Source organism: Litoribacter populi (assembly GCF_007483685.1).
GTDB classification, from domain to species: Bacteria; Bacteroidota; Bacteroidia; order Cytophagales; family Cyclobacteriaceae; genus Litoribacter; species Litoribacter populi.
Window position 1 is genome coordinate 75331 of record NZ_VMKN01000003.1, and the last position, 17150, is coordinate 92480.

Sequence of the window (17150 nt, forward strand, 5' to 3'; positions counted from 1 at the left end):
CTCCTTTCATGATAGAAGACAAAACCACTCCTGAAGAACTAATCGAGATATACGGTGCCAGAGAGCACAATCTCAAGAATATAGACCTGACCATTCCACGAAACAAGTTGGTGGTGATCACCGGACTGAGTGGCAGTGGGAAAAGCTCATTGGCTTTTGACACCATTTATGCCGAGGGTCAACGACGCTATATGGAAAGCTTTTCCGCATACGCCCGTTCCTTTTTGGGTGGCATGGAACGTCCAGACGTTGACAAGATCAACGGACTTTCCCCAGTAATTTCCATTGAACAAAAAACAACCTCCAAAAACCCCCGCTCCACTGTGGGTACGGTAACTGAAATCTATGATTTCATGAGGTTACTTTACGCCAGATCTGGGGAAGCTTTTTCTTACCTCAGCGGTCACAGAATGGTAAGGCAGACAGAAGATCAGATTTTAGAACAGCTGTTTCAGAACTTTGGAGGAAAAAAGTTATATATCTTAGCACCAGTTGTCAAAGGGCGTAAAGGTCACTACCGGGAGCTTTTTGAGCAAATCCGAAAAATGGGCTTTTCAAAAGTCCGAATTGACGGGGTGGTGATGGAAATTGTCCCTAAAATGCAGGTGGACAGGTACAAGATTCACGATATTGAAATAGTAGTTGATAGGATTGTAGCTGAAGAAGAAGACCGCTTTAGGATAGCGCAATCCCTGAAAACCGCGCTTCAACACGGAAAGGGCATCATCATGCTTCGCGATGAAGCTGGAGAGATTCACCATTTCTCCAAACACCTCATGGACCCTACTACTGGATTATCCTACGATGAGCCAGCTCCAAACACATTTTCTTTCAACAGCCCCTATGGTGCCTGCCCTACATGCAACGGCCTGGGGGTGATAGAGGAAATCACGAAGGAAAGTGTAATTCCAGATTTAGACCTTAGTATTACTCGTGGAGGGATAGCCCCTTTGGGTGAGTATAGGGATATTTGGATTTTCAAGAAAATTAATGCCATCTTAAAAAGATATAAGGCAAGTATCTCAACCCCATTGAAAAACTTGCCTGAAGAAGTTATTGACATCCTTCTATATGGGGATAAAATGGAGGTTGAAGTAGATTCCGTAAAGCACCCAGGCACTCAGTGGTCCACCACTTTTGAAGGAATCGTCAAATTCCTTCAAAAACAACAAGAAGAGGGTTCAGACAAAATCCGAAGCTGGATCAGCGACTACACTACTACTACAATTTGCTCGGAATGTGAAGGTTACCGTTTGAAGAAGGAAGCCTTGCATTTTAAAATTGCGGGTTGCCATATCGGGGAATTGGCGATGCTTAATATTTCTGAATTGGGTAAGTGGTTTGAGAACATTGAGGAAAGGATGACCGATAAGCAGAAGGTGATTGGCAAAGAGGTTTTGAAGGAAATCAGAAAGCGAATAGGGTTTCTGTTAGATATTGGATTGGATTATTTGACACTAAATAGACCTTTAAGGACACTCTCAGGTGGAGAGGCCCAAAGGATAAGACTTGCTACCCAGATTGGGACTCAGCTTGTGGGTGTTTTATACATTCTAGATGAGCCAAGCATTGGACTACACCAACGTGATAATGTTAAGCTAATTAAAGCCCTTCAAGACCTTCGGGATCTGGGCAATACGGTATTGGTGGTGGAACATGACAAGGATATGATGTTGGACTCCGATTATGTTCTGGATATTGGTCCGGGGGCTGGTCGACATGGAGGGCATATTGTAGCGCAAGGCAAACCTCAGGAATTTCTTGCACAAAACAGTGTTACCGCCCAATACCTGAATGGACAAAGGAATATAGCCATTCCTGAAAAAAGGAGAAAAGGCAGTGGAAAAACGCTCAAACTCACCAATGCCCATGGAAATAATCTCCAGAATGTCACCTTGGAGATTCCCTTGGCCAGCATGGTCTGTGTGACAGGGGTATCAGGTAGCGGAAAGAGTACCTTGATCCATGAAACCCTTTACCCTATACTCAATCAGCATTTCTACAAAAGCAAAAAAGAACCGCTTGCCTATGAAAAGGTGGACGGTTTGAAGCATTTGGACAAAGTGATCGAAGTGGACCAGTCTCCCATTGGACGGACGCCAAGATCAAACCCGGCGACGTATACTGGAGTTTTCACCGATATTAGGGCCTTGTTCACTGATTTGCCGGAAGCAAAAATCAGAGGGTACAAGCCTGGAAGATTTTCCTTCAACGTGAAGGGTGGCCGCTGTGAAGACTGCGAAGGGGCAGGTATGAAGCTTATCGAAATGGATTTCCTTCCCGATGTTCATATCCCTTGCGAAACCTGTAAGGGCAAGCGTTATAACAGGGAAACCTTGGAAGTAAGATTTAAAGGCAAGTCTATTTCAGACGTGCTGGATATAACCGTTGAGCAAGCAGTGGAATTTTTCGAAAACCAACCGAAAATCCTCCGCAAAATCAAAACCCTTCATGACGTCGGTTTGGATTATATTACCCTAGGCCAGCACGCCACCACCCTGTCCGGTGGAGAGGCCCAACGGGTCAAGTTGGCTACTGAATTGTCGAAAAAAGACACTGGAAAGACTTTCTACATTTTGGATGAACCGACTACCGGGCTTCATTTCCAGGATATCGAACATCTTTTAGAAGTTTTGAATAGGCTGGTGGAAAAAGGCAATACCGTTTTAATCATCGAACATAATATGGATGTGATCAAGGTAGCAGACCACGTGATTGATTTAGGACCCGAAGGTGGTGACAAGGGGGGCTATATCATAGCAAAGGGTACTCCGGAAGTGGTAGCCGAACATTCAGATAGCTATACTGGCAAGTTTTTGAAAATGGAGTTGCAGCAACCTCAGAAAACTACCTAAACAAATATTGACAGCCTTATCAGAACATCTTTCCATTGGAGTAAATATCATTAGGGGTCTGCAGAACTTATTTATATTTACCTTAGAATATGAATAAGACCCGCTTATACTGGATATTGCAGATTGTGGGTTGGTCAGGTTTTGCCCTGATCAACCTTATGTTTTTATCTCTTGCAAGAGGGGTATCTGGCATTCAGGTCGGAGCATATTTTTCGCTGGCTGCGGTTTATTTTTTAACTACCCATGCATTTAGATACATCATTAATACCTATGGCTGGTTCAACCTGCCTATTTCAAAACTGATCATTCATGCACTTTTAGGGTTAGTAGCACTAAGTTTTATAAACACAGGTGCTCAGGTTCTGATTAACTTGGCCTTTGACACCCTTAATGTCAATGAAGATTTGAGGCCTTTAGTGATTTTGGTAAACTTATTTATAAGCTTCCTGTATTATTCGCTATGGTCTATGATGTACTTCTTATTCCACTTTCTGGATAATTACAACACCACACTGAAGTATCAAGCAAAGATAAATGAGATCAAACTGAACCATTTAAGGAGCCAGTTGAACCCCCATTTTATCTTTAACGCCCTGAATAGTGTGAGAGCCTTGGTAAATGAAGACCCTGTTAAAGCCAAATCTGCCATCACCCAGCTTTCTAATATTCTACGGTTTTCTCTCATCATGGACAACAAGAAGGTTATCAGCTTTGCAGATGAATTTAACACAGTGAAGGATTACCTTAATTTAGAGAAAATCAGATTTGAGGAGAGACTGAATGTGAGTTTTGACGTGGAGCCGGAAGCATTCAAGTACAAGATTCCACCGATGATGCTGCAGACCATCGTAGAAAATGCCATCAAACATGGCATCAGCAATTTAGTCAAAGGAGGTATCGTTCAGCTCAAATGTTCCGTTGGGTTATCAGGGGACCTTTACATTCAGGTCAAGAACAGCGGACAGTTGCGCAATCCTCAAAGCAGGCGAAAAGAGGGTGGGCATGGTATCAACAATACGGTACAAAGGTTGAAAATGATCTATGGCAGCAAGGCCTCTTTTAAAATTTATAATTCAGGAAGTGAATTTGTAATTACTGAAATAAAAATACCAAAACATTCCCTTACATTAGAGTAACCATTAAATCCAGATAAAATGCGTGCATTAGTAATAGACGATGAAAGACTAGCCCGAAAAGAACTTACCGGCCTATTGGCTGACAATGAAGATGTGGAAGTGGTGGGCGAGGCCCAAAATGTGGATGATGCCAAAGAGAAAATCGAAAAGCTCCAGCCAGATGTGATCTTTTTGGATATACAAATGCCTGAAAAAACCGGTTTTGATCTTCTTGAAGAACTTGACCACGTTCCCCATGTGATTTTCACGACTGCCTATGACGAATATGCTCTTCAAGCATTTCAAGTCAACGCACTGGATTACCTATTGAAGCCCATTCAGCCGGAAAGACTGACAGAGGCCATTAAGAAATTAAAATCCAAAATTTCAGAAGCCAGTAAGGAAGAAGCTAGTACATCCGGTGTGCCTCAAAACAATAATAAGCTGACCTTGGAAGACCAGGTGTTTGTGAAAGATGGGGACCGTTGCTGGTTTGTCAAACTAGAAAACGTACGCCTATTCGAGTCGGACGGTAATTATATCAAGGTATATTTCGACACCAACAAGCCAATGATCCACAAATCGCTGAATGCATTGGATGAAAGGTTAGACGAAAAGTCATTTTTCCGCGCAAGCCGAAAACACATCATCAACTTGAGCTGGGTGGACAGCATTGAACCTTGGTTTAATGGCGGACTGGTAGTGACTCTCAAGGGAGGTGATAGGATTGAGGTAAGCCGGAGACAGGCTGCCCGATTTAAGGATATGATGAGTCTTTAATCCATCATAAAACTTTCACATTCTTTCTATAATTTCAACAATAAGATTTCCTTTTGAAGGATAAAATTTTAAATTAGTGCCATATTTAATAATTAACTTATTAAATAGAACGCTTTTTGAGAATTAATTTTATAAACATTGGTGATTAAGGTTTGATTGTTGCAGCAAAAATGCTGATCAAAAACAACAAAAATCTTTACATCCCTGCTAACACAATAAACCTATGAAAGAGGAAAGAATCTTAATAGTTGAAGATGATCCAAGCATTGCGGAGAACATCGAGGAGATATTGGAACTTTTAGATTACACCAATATTGACATCGCTAACTCCGCCAATCAGGCCATCAAGGTGATCAAAAAGTATCGCCCCGACTTGATTTTTATGGATATTAAGCTGAAAGGTGACAAGGACGGGATCGAGCTCGGTGAAATCATCAAGCAGATGATCGACGTGCCAATCGTATATGTGACCTCCTATAGCGATCCGACCATCATAGAAAGAGCAAAACGGATTCACCCTGCAGGCTTTATTGTGAAGCCTTTTAATACAAATGATATTCACGCCATGGTGGAGATTGTTCTTTATAACAAAAGAACACGTCCCGCAGGCAGCGATGGGGCCCCAGCAAAACCATTTGAAAGTCCTTACTTAGTCAATGATGCGGTCTACATTAAAGCTGACAATGCCTTTGAAAGAGTTAATTACGATGACATCTACTATGTAGAGGCAAATGGTAACATGGTGACAATTTTCACCAAAAACAGAAATTATACTATCAGAAAGTCAATGAAAGATATGGAAGAAAAACTTCCATCCCATTTGTTCCTTAGGGTTCAAAAATCTTTTATCGTCCAACTCGGCCAGATTGATAATTTCAGTACCAAGGAAATTAATCTCCGAAATGGCGCCACGGTGCAAGTAGGAAGGCAGTATTACAACAGCTTCCTAGCAAAACTGAACACCATCACAGAAAGTTGATAAAAAAAGGGTAGGCCATCAGCCTACCCTTTTCCAATTGTTAACAACTAAACCAAACACCTTTATTTTTTTATGAGATAGAATTCATGAATTCCGGAAGTGGTCAGGTGATAGCTCTTGGAAAATTTATCCTTGTAGGTTTCTTCCAAGACGGATTTGTTTCCATAAAGCACTGCCATGATTTCACCATCCTTATTGATAAAAGTCACACTGGGCATTTCCTCCTCCAACTCAAGCTCTAGATCTTCTACGATCAGCTCATCTCTCAGATCCTTTTTCAAGTAGCGCGGCCCCTCTTCAGAGACCCCATACTCAGCTACTCTAAGGTCTGCCCCTTGTGCATTAGCACTCCAAACGATCATCAATGCCATTACCACCCCTAGTAGAGCACAGATATTTTTCTGGTTAAAAATTGACTTTTTCATGGTTATTAGATTTTAAATTTTCAATCAACACACTTACCATAAGCCAATAAACCTACCAAAACAAAAAAACGGCCCGGAGGCCGTTTAAACGATAATTGCCAATATATGCATGTTCAGTAGCGGACACTAAACTGTTTAAAATCAGACAGTTTTAATCCCTTTACAATAACTCGTTAGCCAAGTTGGCTAATTCTGAACGTTCACCCTTCTCAAGCTTCACGTGTGCGTATAGCGGATGGTCCTTGGCCCGGTCGATGAGATAGGACATACCGTTACTCTGACTGTCAAGGTAGGGTGTATCAATCTGATAAACGTCTCCGGTGAAAATAATCTTGGTGTTTTCTCCTGCACGGCTAATAATGGTTTTGATTTCATGCGGAGTCAAGTTTTGCGCCTCATCCACTATGAAAAAGATATTGGAGATTGACCGACCACGAATGTAAGCCAAGGGCTGTATGACCAACTTTTCTTGATTGACCAATTCGGTTATTTTCTGAAACTCCTTTTCCGACTCCTTATATTGGTTTTGGATGAACTTCAAATTATCCCAAAGCGGCTCCATATAGGGATTAAGTTTTGATTTTATATCACCGGGAAGGTAGCCTATATCTTTATTGCTAAGCGGCACTATGGGTCGAGCGATATAGATTTGCTTATACTCTCTACGCTGCTCTAAAGCCCCAGCAAGAGCGAGTAAGGTCTTGCCGGTTCCAGCCACCCCTTGGATGCTGACAAGCTTCACCTTGGGATTAAGGATGGCATGTAAGGCAAAGGCCTGTTCAGCATTGCGGGGTTTAATATTGTAGGCGGTTTTCTTATCCACCCTTTCCATTGTACTGTCCTCTCTGTTATAATAAGCTAAGACTGAATTTTTATTGCTTTTTAATATGTAATAGGCATTCCCCTTTGCCATATTTTCTCCTAATATTTCATTAGCAGGAACATTATAAGACTCATACAGGGCATTGATCATTTCAGGATTTACATCCTCAAGCACCACTTTGTTAGTATTTTCTACCTCAGTAATGTTTTTGATTTTACCGGTCTCATAGTCTTCAGCGTTAATTTCAAGAGATTTGGCCTTAAGCCTCAGGTTGATATCCTTGGTCACCAGGATTACTTTCCTCCCTCTTTCGGACTGCTTCAGGCTCAATGCAGCGTTTAGGATTTTATGGTCGTTTTTCTCCTCTCCAAAAATCTCATTCGCATTCAGCTTATTTTGATTATTCATTAAAACCTTGAAATGGCCTTTATTTTTCCCATTGAGAGGCGTCCAGTTGTGCAGCATGTGGTCTTGGGAAACGTTATCCAAAAGCCGGATGAATTCCCTTGCTTCAAAGTTTTTACTGTCATTGCCTTTTTTAAACTGGTCGAGTTCCTCCAACACCGTAATGGGGATCACCACATCATGTTCGGCAAAAGTCATTATGGAATTATGAGCATAGAGGATTACCGAGGTGTCTAGGACGAAAATCTTTCGGTCTAATTCTGATTTTTTGGCTCTGGGCATATGCACGGTTATTAGATGGTTAGTCCTAATAATTTAGAAAATTATTAGTCCGAATACCATTTTATAGGATGCATATATAGTTAAATTATGCCTATTCCATCGTAACCTACTGAAGCACAAATGAATAAAAATCAAAAGCCTATCAAGATTCTTGACAGGCTTTTGGAAGGTATTATGCTTTAGCTTTTAATTCAGCATCCAGATCCATGAGGAAGGAGTCCAAAGTTCCTTGCCGTACATGGGGCATGACCACAATTTTGTACCATTTCGGTTCAAATTCATAGCTGTCAGCCACCAGATGATACTTTTTGGCAATTTTGGGTGAGATGAATTTGGCCTTCATTGTGATGATGTTCAAATATTGATCTCTGAAATATTCCACCCCCATATATTCCAGTTTCTTGCAAATACGCTCCGTAAGGTCAAGCAGGGAAGCCATTTTATACTTCCAGCCTTCCGAACCATGGATTTTCAGAATCATCCACATGGAAACAGCATTAGCACCAGACCGACTCCCGCTAAGGGTATAATCTTTTCCTGGGATGTATTGAGCTTCATTAGTACACACATAATGCATAAAACCTTTCCTTATCAAAAACAGTCCAGTTCCATATGGAGTCTGAAGCATCTTATGCCCATCGGCGGTGATGGAATTGATGTACGGGTTCTGAAAGGAAAACCTGCTCTGGTCATTGGTGAAAGGATATATAAATCCCCCATAGGCCGCGTCAACGTGGATTTTAAAGAGTACATTTTCATTGGTGAAAAAGTCCCCCAGCCTATCCACATCATCAACCGATCCAAACATGGTGGTGGAAAGGTTTGCGATCACGATAAAATATTTAACCCCGTTTTTGCGTGCCTCGGATATCTTGTTGTTTAAAGATTCATCTGTAATCTGTCGGGTATTCTCATCCACCTCAAGTATAATGCTTTGCAAACTCAAAAGATTGCCTCCTTTTGGCATGCTGTAATGGGAATCTTCTGAATAGACCAGAGCAATTTCGTTAAGTTTTGCCCCATAGGCCTCCTGGAAATAATTCCTGTAAATCCACATGGCCTCAATGTTGGCTTCAGTTCCACCTGTAGCCACATAGCCATCCTGCTCCCCCGGGTTGCCATTGAAAATCTCCTCAGCTACTAATTTGATCAAATCACGCTCTATCTTCTGAGTACCCTGGAATACCTCCAAAACTGATTCCTCAGAAAGAGTATGGCAACCAATGTGGTTAGGGTTTCTGATCATGGCCGACATGAAGGGGGCATCTTTTAAGAAAGGTGCATCGGGATAAAATTCCGTGGTATCTAGATAAGTCCCGGGAATTCCCAAAATGGGATGATCACCTCGATAATCCAGATTTTCATCTAATGCTTTAAAAATGTGTGATTTTATTTCTTCGTGGGATAATTTTTTCCAAAACATAATAGCAAAATAAAAAGGTTAAGATTGGTTCCAAATATTCCAGGCCGCCTCGGCTTGGAGTTGCAGCATTTCCAAACCATTTTTCGAGAGCCCTCCACGCGCCTCCACACTTCTCATAAGGAATGTTTTTTCGGGATTATACACCAAGTCGTACACTTTGTGCTTGGCCGTCACCGCATCCAAGGGAATGGGGGGCATCACTTCGGTGTTTGGGTGTGTCCCCAATGGTGTGGTGTTGATGATTAACCTATATTTTTCCAATATTTCAGGTTTTCGGTTTAATTCATCATACGTATATGCAAGCAATTCGTTACCGGCATTTCGGCTTACAAATCTATATTCGATTCCCATCTTTTTCAAAGCATGTTCTACAGCTTTGGAAGCTCCCCCGGTACCGAGGATTAATGCGGCAGGCCTTTCTGTTCCTAGCCAGTTTACTAAAGATTGCCTAAAGCCAATATAGTCAGTATTATGACCTACAAGTTTCCCTTCTTTAATTTTGATTACGTTTACCGCCCCGATTTCTGCAGCTTCATCACTGAGCTCTTCGAGAAAGGTCATGACCTTTTGCTTGTAAGGAATGGTTACATTCAACCCCTTCAAGTCAGGGCGGGAATGAATCAGGTCCGATAATTTATCAAGGCTTTCAAGTTCGAAAAGTTCATATCTAGTATCAGCAACACCTTCACGAATAAATTTTTCCTGGAAGTATTTCTTGGAAAAAGAATGCGACAAAGGATAACCTATCAACCCAAATTCCCTCATTTATTGATCATTTTTGCGGCTTGTTCCAGCCCGATTACGATGAATATCCCAATAAGAAAAGCAATTACGGCCAGGCCAATTTGGGGATTTTCTCCTGTTTGTTCCAAATACTGTTGAGGCCAAATGTTGGCAGTATCTAGTGGTTTTTCAACTCCAGAACTGCTTATCCTATAGCTCAATACTAACTTCCATGGCCAGATTTTGTTGATTGACCCGAGCATAAAGCCGGAAAGTACCGCCAGAGTGAGAGCATGGAAATGCTTTAATAACCAGCTCACCAACCTACTAAAACTCAATAGACCGATCACACAACCCACTGCAAAAAGCCCCAACTTCACAACATCCCGCTGATTAACAGCATCCAAAATGGCCTCATACTGTCCCAGAATAAGAAGAATAAAACTCCCAGAAATCCCCGGCAAAATCATAGCGCAAATAGCAATGGAACCGGCCATCAAGGTAAACAAAGCCGAATCCGGGCTGCTCATAGGTGGAAGGGAGGTGATAAAATAGGCGATTATTATTCCCAAAACCAGTGCGATAATCACCGCAATGGTCCATTTGTGAATTTCCTTAAGAATCCAGATAGCTGAAATCAAAATGAGCCCGGTGAAAAATGACCACAGCGGAATCGGGTGAAATTCGATCAGGTAGGTCAGCACCTTACTCAAGGTGAAGATACTCGTAAAAATACCGAGAAAAAGAGCTAGTAAAAACGGTCCATTGACATGCCGCCAGAAACCTTTTAGATCCAGGCCAAAAAGTAGTTTGGCCGCCGTTCCATCCACAGATTTTATGCTGTCAAGCAATTCCTCATATATGCCTGTAATCAAGGCAATGGAACCCCCAGACACACCCGGTACAATATCGGCGCCACCCATACCCATACCTTTAAAATATGTGAGCAGGTATTTTTTGAAATAACTCATGAAAGATGCAAGGATTAAAAAAGCTGTGCAAGGACTGCACAGCTTTGATTTTTGAAATAATTACTTGTCGAGAAAGTGGTCGAAAGTGTCGCCTCTAAGACCTAATCGGATCGTCTCCAATGGAATAATTTCATTTGGAGCAATATTTCCCAAGTTGACATTGGCACCGATGAGTTTGATAAACCAAACCTGTTGGGCTTTTTGAGGGGCTTCCCAAATGATTTTATCTTCTGGTATCTGAGTCAGGATTTCTTCAACAAGACCCTGCCTTACTTCACCGCTATCACGGAATAGACCTACGTTTCCACCTTCACGAGACTCCCCGATTACCTTCCAGGCACCGGCATCCAATTCTTTGCGCATCTGCTCGATCCACTTATAGGGAGGAATGATCTTGGCTGCATCTTTGGATCCAACCTCTGAAAGAACGGTTACGTCCTCGGCAAGGGTTTTAATGTATTCGCATTTCTTGTTGTGGTCCAACACTATGGAACCGTCAGAAACTTCAGCGAAGGAAAGTTCATATCTTTCCAATAATTTCCTGTAATCGTCAAATTGATCTCTAACGACAAAAGCCTCAAAAAGAGTACCCCCAAAATATACCGGAATATTCGCCTCCTTGTACAGTTTTAGTTTCTCATCGAGATTTTTGGTTACATAGGAGGTGGCCCATCCTAATTTCACAATATCTACAAAATCTCCTGCTGTCTCGATTAGATCGCTTACTTCTCGTAAGCTTAGGCCTTTGTCCATGGCCATAGTGAATCCTGTCGTACGTGGCTTTTCAGTACGCACAGGAATGTTTTTCAGGACATAATTCATTTTACAAAATTTAAGGTAAAAGTTTAATAGGCTACTATTCTTCTTTTGCCGACCCGTCCTTATATTGAGAAATAATCTTGAAGATCGATGTCTGATGTTTGATTTCAGGCATCAACTCATACAGGAGCTCATGTCGATCAAAATTCAAAGTTAACGCATTTTCCAAAAATGAAAAGGCTTCTTTGTATTTACCCGTCTTTATAAAATAAACTACTAATCTGTAATACAACTCTGATTCCTCAGGCAATTCCTCTATTCCCTCCTTCAACACATCTACTGCTTCCTCAAACCTGTTTTGGTCAAAATAAATGATTGAAAGGTTCACATAGGCTTCCATAATACCTGGCTCCAGATTGATCGCCTCTTCATAGGCCTCAGAACTGGCGTGCAGGTTGCCAAGATTGTATTCCGCATCGGCAAGACCTACCCAGTAGTTGGCATTTTCCACTCCCAGGTTGATGGCTTTTTTGAAATAATGAATAGCTTCAAAGAACTTGTCCTTCTTCAGCATGCACATACCCAGTCCAAACCAGGCGTCATCATATTCAGGATCTAGTTTTGCGGATTTTTTGAAATATTTGAATGCCTGATCTATTTGGTCAAGTTTTTCATACGCAGCAGCCAAATAGCAGCAGTTTTCCGCATTGGCGCCTTCGCAATTGATGGTGTTTTGGTAAGCTTCCAAAGCCAGGTCAAACTGCTTGGTATTCATATAGGCATTACCCAGATTGAAATAAGCAGAAGCAAAAGTGTCATCAATCAGGAGTGCATAATCGTAGGCGTGTATAGCTTCTTCAAACCTCCCAAGCCTATTGTAGACGACTCCAAGGTTATACCAAGCTCCTGCACTGTAGGGATCTTGGTCAATAAACTCTTTGTAGAAATCGAGAATCTCATCAAACGAGCCTTCCTCTTCAGTAATCATTGCCAGCTGGAATAAGGCGTCTTCATGGTTGATCCGAAGTTTTACGGCTTCCTTATAAGCTTCGATGGCATTTTTCACCTGTCCATCAGCACGATAGAAGTTACCCAAGCTATAAAACACTTCAGCCTTATCTTCCGCAAGAGGAAGAAAATTTTCCAAAAGCTGAATAGCTTCCTTAGGATTACCGCTCAGGAGGTGGCCATTACTCAAAGCAAGAATGATTTCCTCGTTGTTGGGTGAAATGTTATTAATGTGTTCGAGTATTTCCATACCCTCCTCCAATTCGTCATTGAAGATAAGGCTTTGTGCTTTCAGCAGCTTAATTTCTATTGAAAACGGAAATTTCTCCAGGGCAATGTCACTGGCTTTTAAAGCCCTCTTGTGTTTACCCATGTCAAAGTAATAGCGGATGATGTCCTCTAGCTGCTCCTCATCAAAGAACAAATCTAGATTAGCTTTGAGTGAGTCCTCAAATTTCTGCACCAGCGCTTTTTCCTCATCCCTGTTATGATCAAAATCTCCAGTCATCGAATGTAATTTAGAATATAGTCATTAAGATACCAATAATATTGATACCCACTAACAGGCTCCGGATTATTTTTGCCCAGATCCCATTAATCCAAATCACAAAACCTCAGCCAAGTTGTTTTCGTTCACTCTTGGCCCATTCCAGCGTCTTGTTCAGGGGTGTATAATGGTAATTGATGAGCTTGTTAACTTTGGTATTATCAAAGACAATGGGGTATTGGGCTGCCTTGACAGCTTTTTTGCTGAAACTCGGGGTATTTCTGGAAATAAACCCCTTCAGTTTGAAAAAATAATCGGCAAATCTGATAAGTCGGCTTGGAACTGGCCACTTGGGAGCCTTACGTTCCAAAATTTGGGCAGTAGCTCGAAAAAACTCCAAATAGCGTACACCCTCATTGTTAAGGATAAATCTATTTCCCCAAGCATTTTTCTCAAAAAGCTCAACCGTAATATTGGCTGCATCCCGTACATCTATGTAATTGACATTGCCTTTTGGAAAAAACTTTTTCTCCTCCAAAACATAGTCATATATGGCTGTACTACTTCGATTGTCACTTACTTTTCCCAAAAGCACAGATGGGTTTACCACAATCAGATCAAGTCCCTCTTCAGCGCCTCGCCAAGCTTCCAACTCACCTAAGTATTTTGAAATGGCATACGGAGTGTTGAGTTCGGAATTAACCCATTTTTCTTTTTCATCCATCAACATCTTTTCTGGATTGCGACCTATGGCTGCAACAGAACTCACATGGATAAGTTTATTGATATCAAGGCCCAGCATCACATTGACCACATTAGCAGTGCCCTCCACGTTTACCTTTAACAATTTTCCTTCATCTCCATTTCTAAAGGAAACCAATCCAGCAGCATGAATGATTAGGTCCATGCCTTGGAAAGCCTCCTCCAATGATTGGTAGTCATTGATGTCCCCTTCATGCCAATGAATGTCATTCTGAACATCAGAAAGAAGGTCAAGCTGACTGTCCGCGCGTTTCAAACCATGTATTTCGCCCATTGACTTAAATGCCTTGGCTAAATAACTTCCAAACAGACCGGTGATGCCTGTGATCAATATTTTCATAGGGAACTGTTCAGTAGCGGCAGGGCTCTGAGTTTGTGATAATATCTGTGTGCGGTAAGATCTTCTAAAGCATCAAGGTATTTTATATTGTGGGCGTCCGTGCCCAAGAGCATTACCTGTTTTTCGTCCACTAGCATTTCTGCAAATTTTTTCACGGCTTTTCCGTAATAACCAGTAAAAGATAAAAGATTGGCTTGAAAAAGCACTCCCCTATCCATCAGGGACTTTAGGAGTTTAGGGTCATTATGCAAGTAGAGATATCTTTCCGGGTGGGCAAAAATTGGCGTATACCCTTGCAGTTCCATAGCGAAAAAGCTTTCCAACAACATTTGGGGTTTGCTCATAAAGCCGGTTTCAACCAATACATACTGCCCGCCCATGGTCAGAAGCTTTTCTCCGGCCTCCACCTTTTGCATGAATATTTCATCGAGATAATATTCGGCAGCGGCTTCAATTTCCACATCCACATCATAGGCTTTGAGTCCTGCACGAAGATCATCAAGCCCTGTAAGTATGGTGCCAGGAGTATTTTTGTAAAACTCGGTCATGATGTGGGGCGTGGTGATGATCTTTTTGATCCCAAGCTTCACCATCCTACCGATCATATTGATGGATTCTTCCATACTCTGGGAACCGTCATCGATTCCTGGGATCAGGTGGGAGTGCATATCCACCCCTAGCCAACTCAAGTCTAGAGCTTCCTTTTGTTTTGTTCCCGATCCTAATATTAAATCTAATATCGACATTAAAGTCCTCCTCCACTATCTTGTACAAAATCCTTTAAACTGGGCAATATCTGGTCCTTATCAGAAAGAATGGGGTCATCCACTTGCCAATCTATGTCAAGTTCTGCGTCGTCCCAAAGTACTCCCCCTTCCGATTCTTTATGATAATGATTGCTGCAGCGGTAACTAAACACGGTGTCCTCCAAAGCAGCAAAGCCGTGGGCAAATCCGGCCGGCAGATAAAGCATATTGTGCTGCTGATCATCCAGTATAACTGCATGATGCATGCCAAAAGTAGGTGAGTTTTTTCGTAAATCCACGCATACTTCCAAAACTTTGCCTACGATGACCCTGGCCAACTTGGCCTGTGCAAACGGCTCTTTCTGAAAATGCAATCCCCTGATGGTTCCTTTTTTGGAGAAAGATTGATTCTCCTGAACCCAGGTTTCTGCAATTCCATGTTTTCGGAGCAGATCCTCTCGGAAAACCTCCAAAAAATACCCCCGCTCATCGGAAAAAGCCCGAGGGTAGATTTCATAAACTCCATTGATGGAGACTTGTTTTATTTCCATGCTGAACAAAAATGCGAAAAAGAGCCTTAACTTTATGTACACAAAGCTAGCATTCCATAGAAGATTTGCAATCAAAGGGAATGTATATGGTATTTTTATTGTTATTCTAACCTTGCTGGGGCCTACCCCGCAACTTACGGACTGTAAATATAGTAAATGAGCAAATATTCCCGAAAATTTAAGAAACTTCACGACACCGCTCCTAAGGAGGAAACAGCGGTATTGGTTGGATTGATTCATCAAAACCAAAGCGAACAGCAAGCCCAAGAATACTTGGACGAACTGGCATTCCTGACCGAGACGCTAGGCGCGAGAACTGTCCACCGGTTTACACAGCGGATGGAGAGACCCGATGTGCGCACTTTTGTGGGCTCCGGAAAACTTGAGGAAATCCAAGCCTATGTCAATCATTTTGATGTCAACATGGTGATCTTCGATGATGACCTTTCGGCTTCTCAGATGCGAAATCTGGAAAATGAATTGAAGGTAAAAGTTTACGACCGTTCCCTATTGATTTTAGACATATTCCTAAATCGAGCCCAATCCGCCCAGGCAAAAACCCAGGTGGAACTTGCGCGTTATCAATATCTGCTCCCAAGACTGACCCGGATGTGGACTCACTTGGAAAGGCAGCGCGGTGGCACGGCTACCCGGGGTGGTTCCGGTGAAAAAGAGATCGAGACTGATAAAAGGGATATCCGAAATCAAATAACTCTGCTGAAAGACAAGCTTAAGAAGATAGAAAAGCAGGGCGAAACCCAAAGAAAAGGCCGCCAGGGGATAGTCAGGGTTGCTTTGGTTGGTTACACCAACGTGGGAAAAAGCACGCTGATGAAATTGATGACCAAGGCAGATGTATTGGCAGAGGATAAACTGTTTGCCACGGTGGATGCGACTGTGAGAAAGGTTGTCCTTGAAAACATTCCTTTTTTACTTTCTGATACGGTAGGTTTCATCCGAAAGCTGCCAACCCACCTGATTGAGTCATTTAAATCAACTTTGGATGAAATAAGAGAGGCTGATATTTTAGTGCACGTGGTTGATATTTCCCATCCAAACTTTGAGGATCACATCAATGTAGTGAACCAAACCCTTTCCGAAATTGGTGTTTCCAATAAACCCACTGTTTTAGTGTTTAACAAGATTGATTTGGTGCCCCGAATGCCGTCTGAAGAAGAACTTCAGCACATGACTGAGCATGAAATCGAGGAGGCCAATTTCCTAGATTTTGACAAGCTTGAACAGAGCTACACCAAGAAATTGGGGATCCCACCTGTTTTTATGGCAGCCCAAGACGGGACCAATATTGAAAAATTAAGGTATTCACTTGTCGATGAGGTGAAAAAGCACCACATAAAAATTTACCCTAACTATCTAGAGGACGAAACAATCGATCTCTCTCAGTTTAGGGATATGGAATAAAAACAAAAGGGGCGAAAAATTTTCGCCCCTTTTTGTCACGTCCTAAATTTACTTGACACTTTTTTTCTTTCAACTCTCTCCTAAATGCAACACCAGTTTTAGCCGGGGTTCTGTCAAGGCCGGAGCGGAGCGGAGTTCATTTAGCCTTGACAGGTTTTCGGCTAAAACTATCTTTGCGTTTATGGGAGGGGTGAAGTTCCGGCCGGTCATGAACCCTTGCTGGAATTTCCAACTTAAGTGACCAATGTGGCCTTCCCTCATTGTAAAACTTTACCGCCTGCTTGACAGCCGTAA

General features: G+C 42.0%; 15 protein-coding genes. 5 read left to right on the plus strand and 10 right to left on the minus strand.

Annotated elements, in window-relative coordinates:
* The first annotated feature begins 8 nt into the window (after nt 1-8).
* The 4 genes from uvrA (at nt 9) to FPL27_RS19105 (ending at nt 5729) form a co-directional block, all read left to right on the plus strand.
* Nucleotides 9-2855, plus strand: a complete 2847-nt coding sequence (gene uvrA, locus FPL27_RS19090; protein WP_143962840.1) for an excinuclease ABC subunit UvrA — start codon at nt 9-11, stop codon at nt 2853-2855.
* 89 nt (nt 2856-2944) lie between these two features.
* Nucleotides 2945-3991, plus strand: a complete 1047-nt coding sequence (locus tag FPL27_RS19095) for a sensor histidine kinase (RefSeq protein WP_143962841.1) — start codon at nt 2945-2947, stop codon at nt 3989-3991.
* A gap of 18 nt (nt 3992-4009) precedes the next feature.
* Nucleotides 4010-4750: a LytR/AlgR family response regulator transcription factor gene (locus tag FPL27_RS19100; protein ID WP_143962842.1), complete on the plus strand. Its 741-nt coding sequence runs from the start codon at nt 4010-4012 to the stop codon at nt 4748-4750.
* Between the two features lie 223 nt (nt 4751-4973).
* Nucleotides 4974-5729 (plus strand): LytR/AlgR family response regulator transcription factor, encoded by a 756-nt coding sequence (locus tag FPL27_RS19105; RefSeq protein ID WP_143962843.1) that lies wholly within the window; start codon nt 4974-4976, stop codon nt 5727-5729.
* 62 nt (nt 5730-5791) lie between these two features.
* Here FPL27_RS19105 and FPL27_RS19110 read toward each other — a convergent pair whose 3' ends face one another.
* The 10 genes from FPL27_RS19110 to rfbC all read right to left on the minus strand — a co-directional run bounded on the left by FPL27_RS19110 (nt 5792) and on the right by rfbC (nt 15434).
* Nucleotides 5792-6154, minus strand: coding sequence for a hypothetical protein (locus FPL27_RS19110; RefSeq protein ID WP_143962844.1), 363 nt, complete (start codon nt 6152-6154; stop codon nt 5792-5794).
* 160 nt (nt 6155-6314) lie between these two features.
* Nucleotides 6315-7664 (minus strand): PhoH family protein, encoded by a 1350-nt coding sequence (locus FPL27_RS19115; protein WP_143962845.1) that lies wholly within the window; start codon nt 7662-7664, stop codon nt 6315-6317.
* Between the two features lie 172 nt (nt 7665-7836).
* On the minus strand, nt 7837-9087 hold the full coding sequence (locus FPL27_RS19120; protein WP_143962846.1) for a pyridoxal-dependent decarboxylase: 1251 nt from the start codon (nt 9085-9087) through the stop codon (nt 7837-7839).
* An 18-nt stretch (nt 9088-9105) separates the two neighbouring features.
* On the minus strand, nt 9106-9852 hold the full coding sequence (locus tag FPL27_RS19125) for a shikimate dehydrogenase family protein (RefSeq protein ID WP_143962847.1): 747 nt from the start codon (nt 9850-9852) through the stop codon (nt 9106-9108).
* Nucleotides 9849-10781, minus strand: coding sequence for a DUF368 domain-containing protein (locus FPL27_RS19130; RefSeq protein ID WP_143962848.1), 933 nt, complete (start codon nt 10779-10781; stop codon nt 9849-9851). The genes FPL27_RS19125 and FPL27_RS19130 overlap by 4 nt, the downstream gene beginning before the upstream one ends.
* Before the next feature lie 60 nt (nt 10782-10841).
* Nucleotides 10842-11603 carry a phosphosulfolactate synthase gene (locus FPL27_RS19135; RefSeq protein WP_143962849.1) on the minus strand — a complete coding sequence of 254 codons (762 nt, stop codon included), beginning with the start codon at nt 11601-11603 and terminating at the stop codon, nt 10842-10844.
* Between the two features lie 34 nt (nt 11604-11637).
* Nucleotides 11638-13056, minus strand: coding sequence for a tetratricopeptide repeat protein (locus tag FPL27_RS19140; protein WP_143962850.1), 1419 nt, complete (start codon nt 13054-13056; stop codon nt 11638-11640).
* Between the two features lie 106 nt (nt 13057-13162).
* Nucleotides 13163-14137 carry an NAD-dependent epimerase/dehydratase family protein gene (locus FPL27_RS19145; RefSeq protein ID WP_143962851.1) on the minus strand — a complete coding sequence of 325 codons (975 nt, stop codon included), beginning with the start codon at nt 14135-14137 and terminating at the stop codon, nt 13163-13165.
* Nucleotides 14134-14883, minus strand: a complete 750-nt coding sequence (locus FPL27_RS19150; RefSeq protein ID WP_143962852.1) for a tyrosine-protein phosphatase — start codon at nt 14881-14883, stop codon at nt 14134-14136. Before FPL27_RS19150 ends, FPL27_RS19145 begins: the two co-directional genes overlap by 4 nt.
* Complete coding sequence (gene rfbC / locus FPL27_RS19155) at nt 14883-15434, minus strand: dTDP-4-dehydrorhamnose 3,5-epimerase (protein ID WP_143962853.1); 552 nt, start codon at nt 15432-15434, stop codon at nt 14883-14885. Before rfbC ends, FPL27_RS19150 begins: the two co-directional genes overlap by 1 nt.
* 156 nt (nt 15435-15590) lie before the next feature.
* Between rfbC and hflX the strand changes: the two genes are divergently transcribed.
* Nucleotides 15591-16856, plus strand: coding sequence for a GTPase HflX (gene hflX, locus FPL27_RS19160; RefSeq protein WP_143962854.1), 1266 nt, complete (start codon nt 15591-15593; stop codon nt 16854-16856).
* Nucleotides 16857-17150: the final 294 nt, after the last annotated feature.

Coding starts and splice junctions, on each gene's coding strand:
- uvrA (WP_143962840.1), top strand. CDS start 9: ATGATAGAAGACAAAACCACTCCTGAAGAACTAATCGAGATATACGGT.
- FPL27_RS19095 (WP_143962841.1), top strand. CDS start 2,945: ATGAATAAGACCCGCTTATACTGGATATTGCAGATTGTGGGTTGGTCA.
- FPL27_RS19100 (WP_143962842.1), top strand. CDS start 4,010: ATGCGTGCATTAGTAATAGACGATGAAAGACTAGCCCGAAAAGAACTT.
- FPL27_RS19105 (WP_143962843.1), top strand. CDS start 4,974: ATGAAAGAGGAAAGAATCTTAATAGTTGAAGATGATCCAAGCATTGCG.
- FPL27_RS19110 (WP_143962844.1), bottom strand. CDS start 6,154: ATGAAAAAGTCAATTTTTAACCAGAAAAATATCTGTGCTCTACTAGGG.
- FPL27_RS19115 (WP_143962845.1), bottom strand. CDS start 7,664: ATGCCCAGAGCCAAAAAATCAGAATTAGACCGAAAGATTTTCGTCCTA.
- FPL27_RS19120 (WP_143962846.1), bottom strand. CDS start 9,087: ATGTTTTGGAAAAAATTATCCCACGAAGAAATAAAATCACACATTTTT.
- FPL27_RS19125 (WP_143962847.1), bottom strand. CDS start 9,852: ATGAGGGAATTTGGGTTGATAGGTTATCCTTTGTCGCATTCTTTTTCC.
- FPL27_RS19130 (WP_143962848.1), bottom strand. CDS start 10,781: ATGAGTTATTTCAAAAAATACCTGCTCACATATTTTAAAGGTATGGGT.
- FPL27_RS19135 (WP_143962849.1), bottom strand. CDS start 11,603: ATGAATTATGTCCTGAAAAACATTCCTGTGCGTACTGAAAAGCCACGT.
- FPL27_RS19140 (WP_143962850.1), bottom strand. CDS start 13,056: ATGACTGGAGATTTTGATCATAACAGGGATGAGGAAAAAGCGCTGGTG.
- FPL27_RS19145 (WP_143962851.1), bottom strand. CDS start 14,137: ATGAAAATATTGATCACAGGCATCACCGGTCTGTTTGGAAGTTATTTA.
- FPL27_RS19150 (WP_143962852.1), bottom strand. CDS start 14,883: ATGTCGATATTAGATTTAATATTAGGATCGGGAACAAAACAAAAGGAA.
- rfbC (WP_143962853.1), bottom strand. CDS start 15,434: ATGGAAATAAAACAAGTCTCCATCAATGGAGTTTATGAAATCTACCCT.
- hflX (WP_143962854.1), top strand. CDS start 15,591: ATGAGCAAATATTCCCGAAAATTTAAGAAACTTCACGACACCGCTCCT.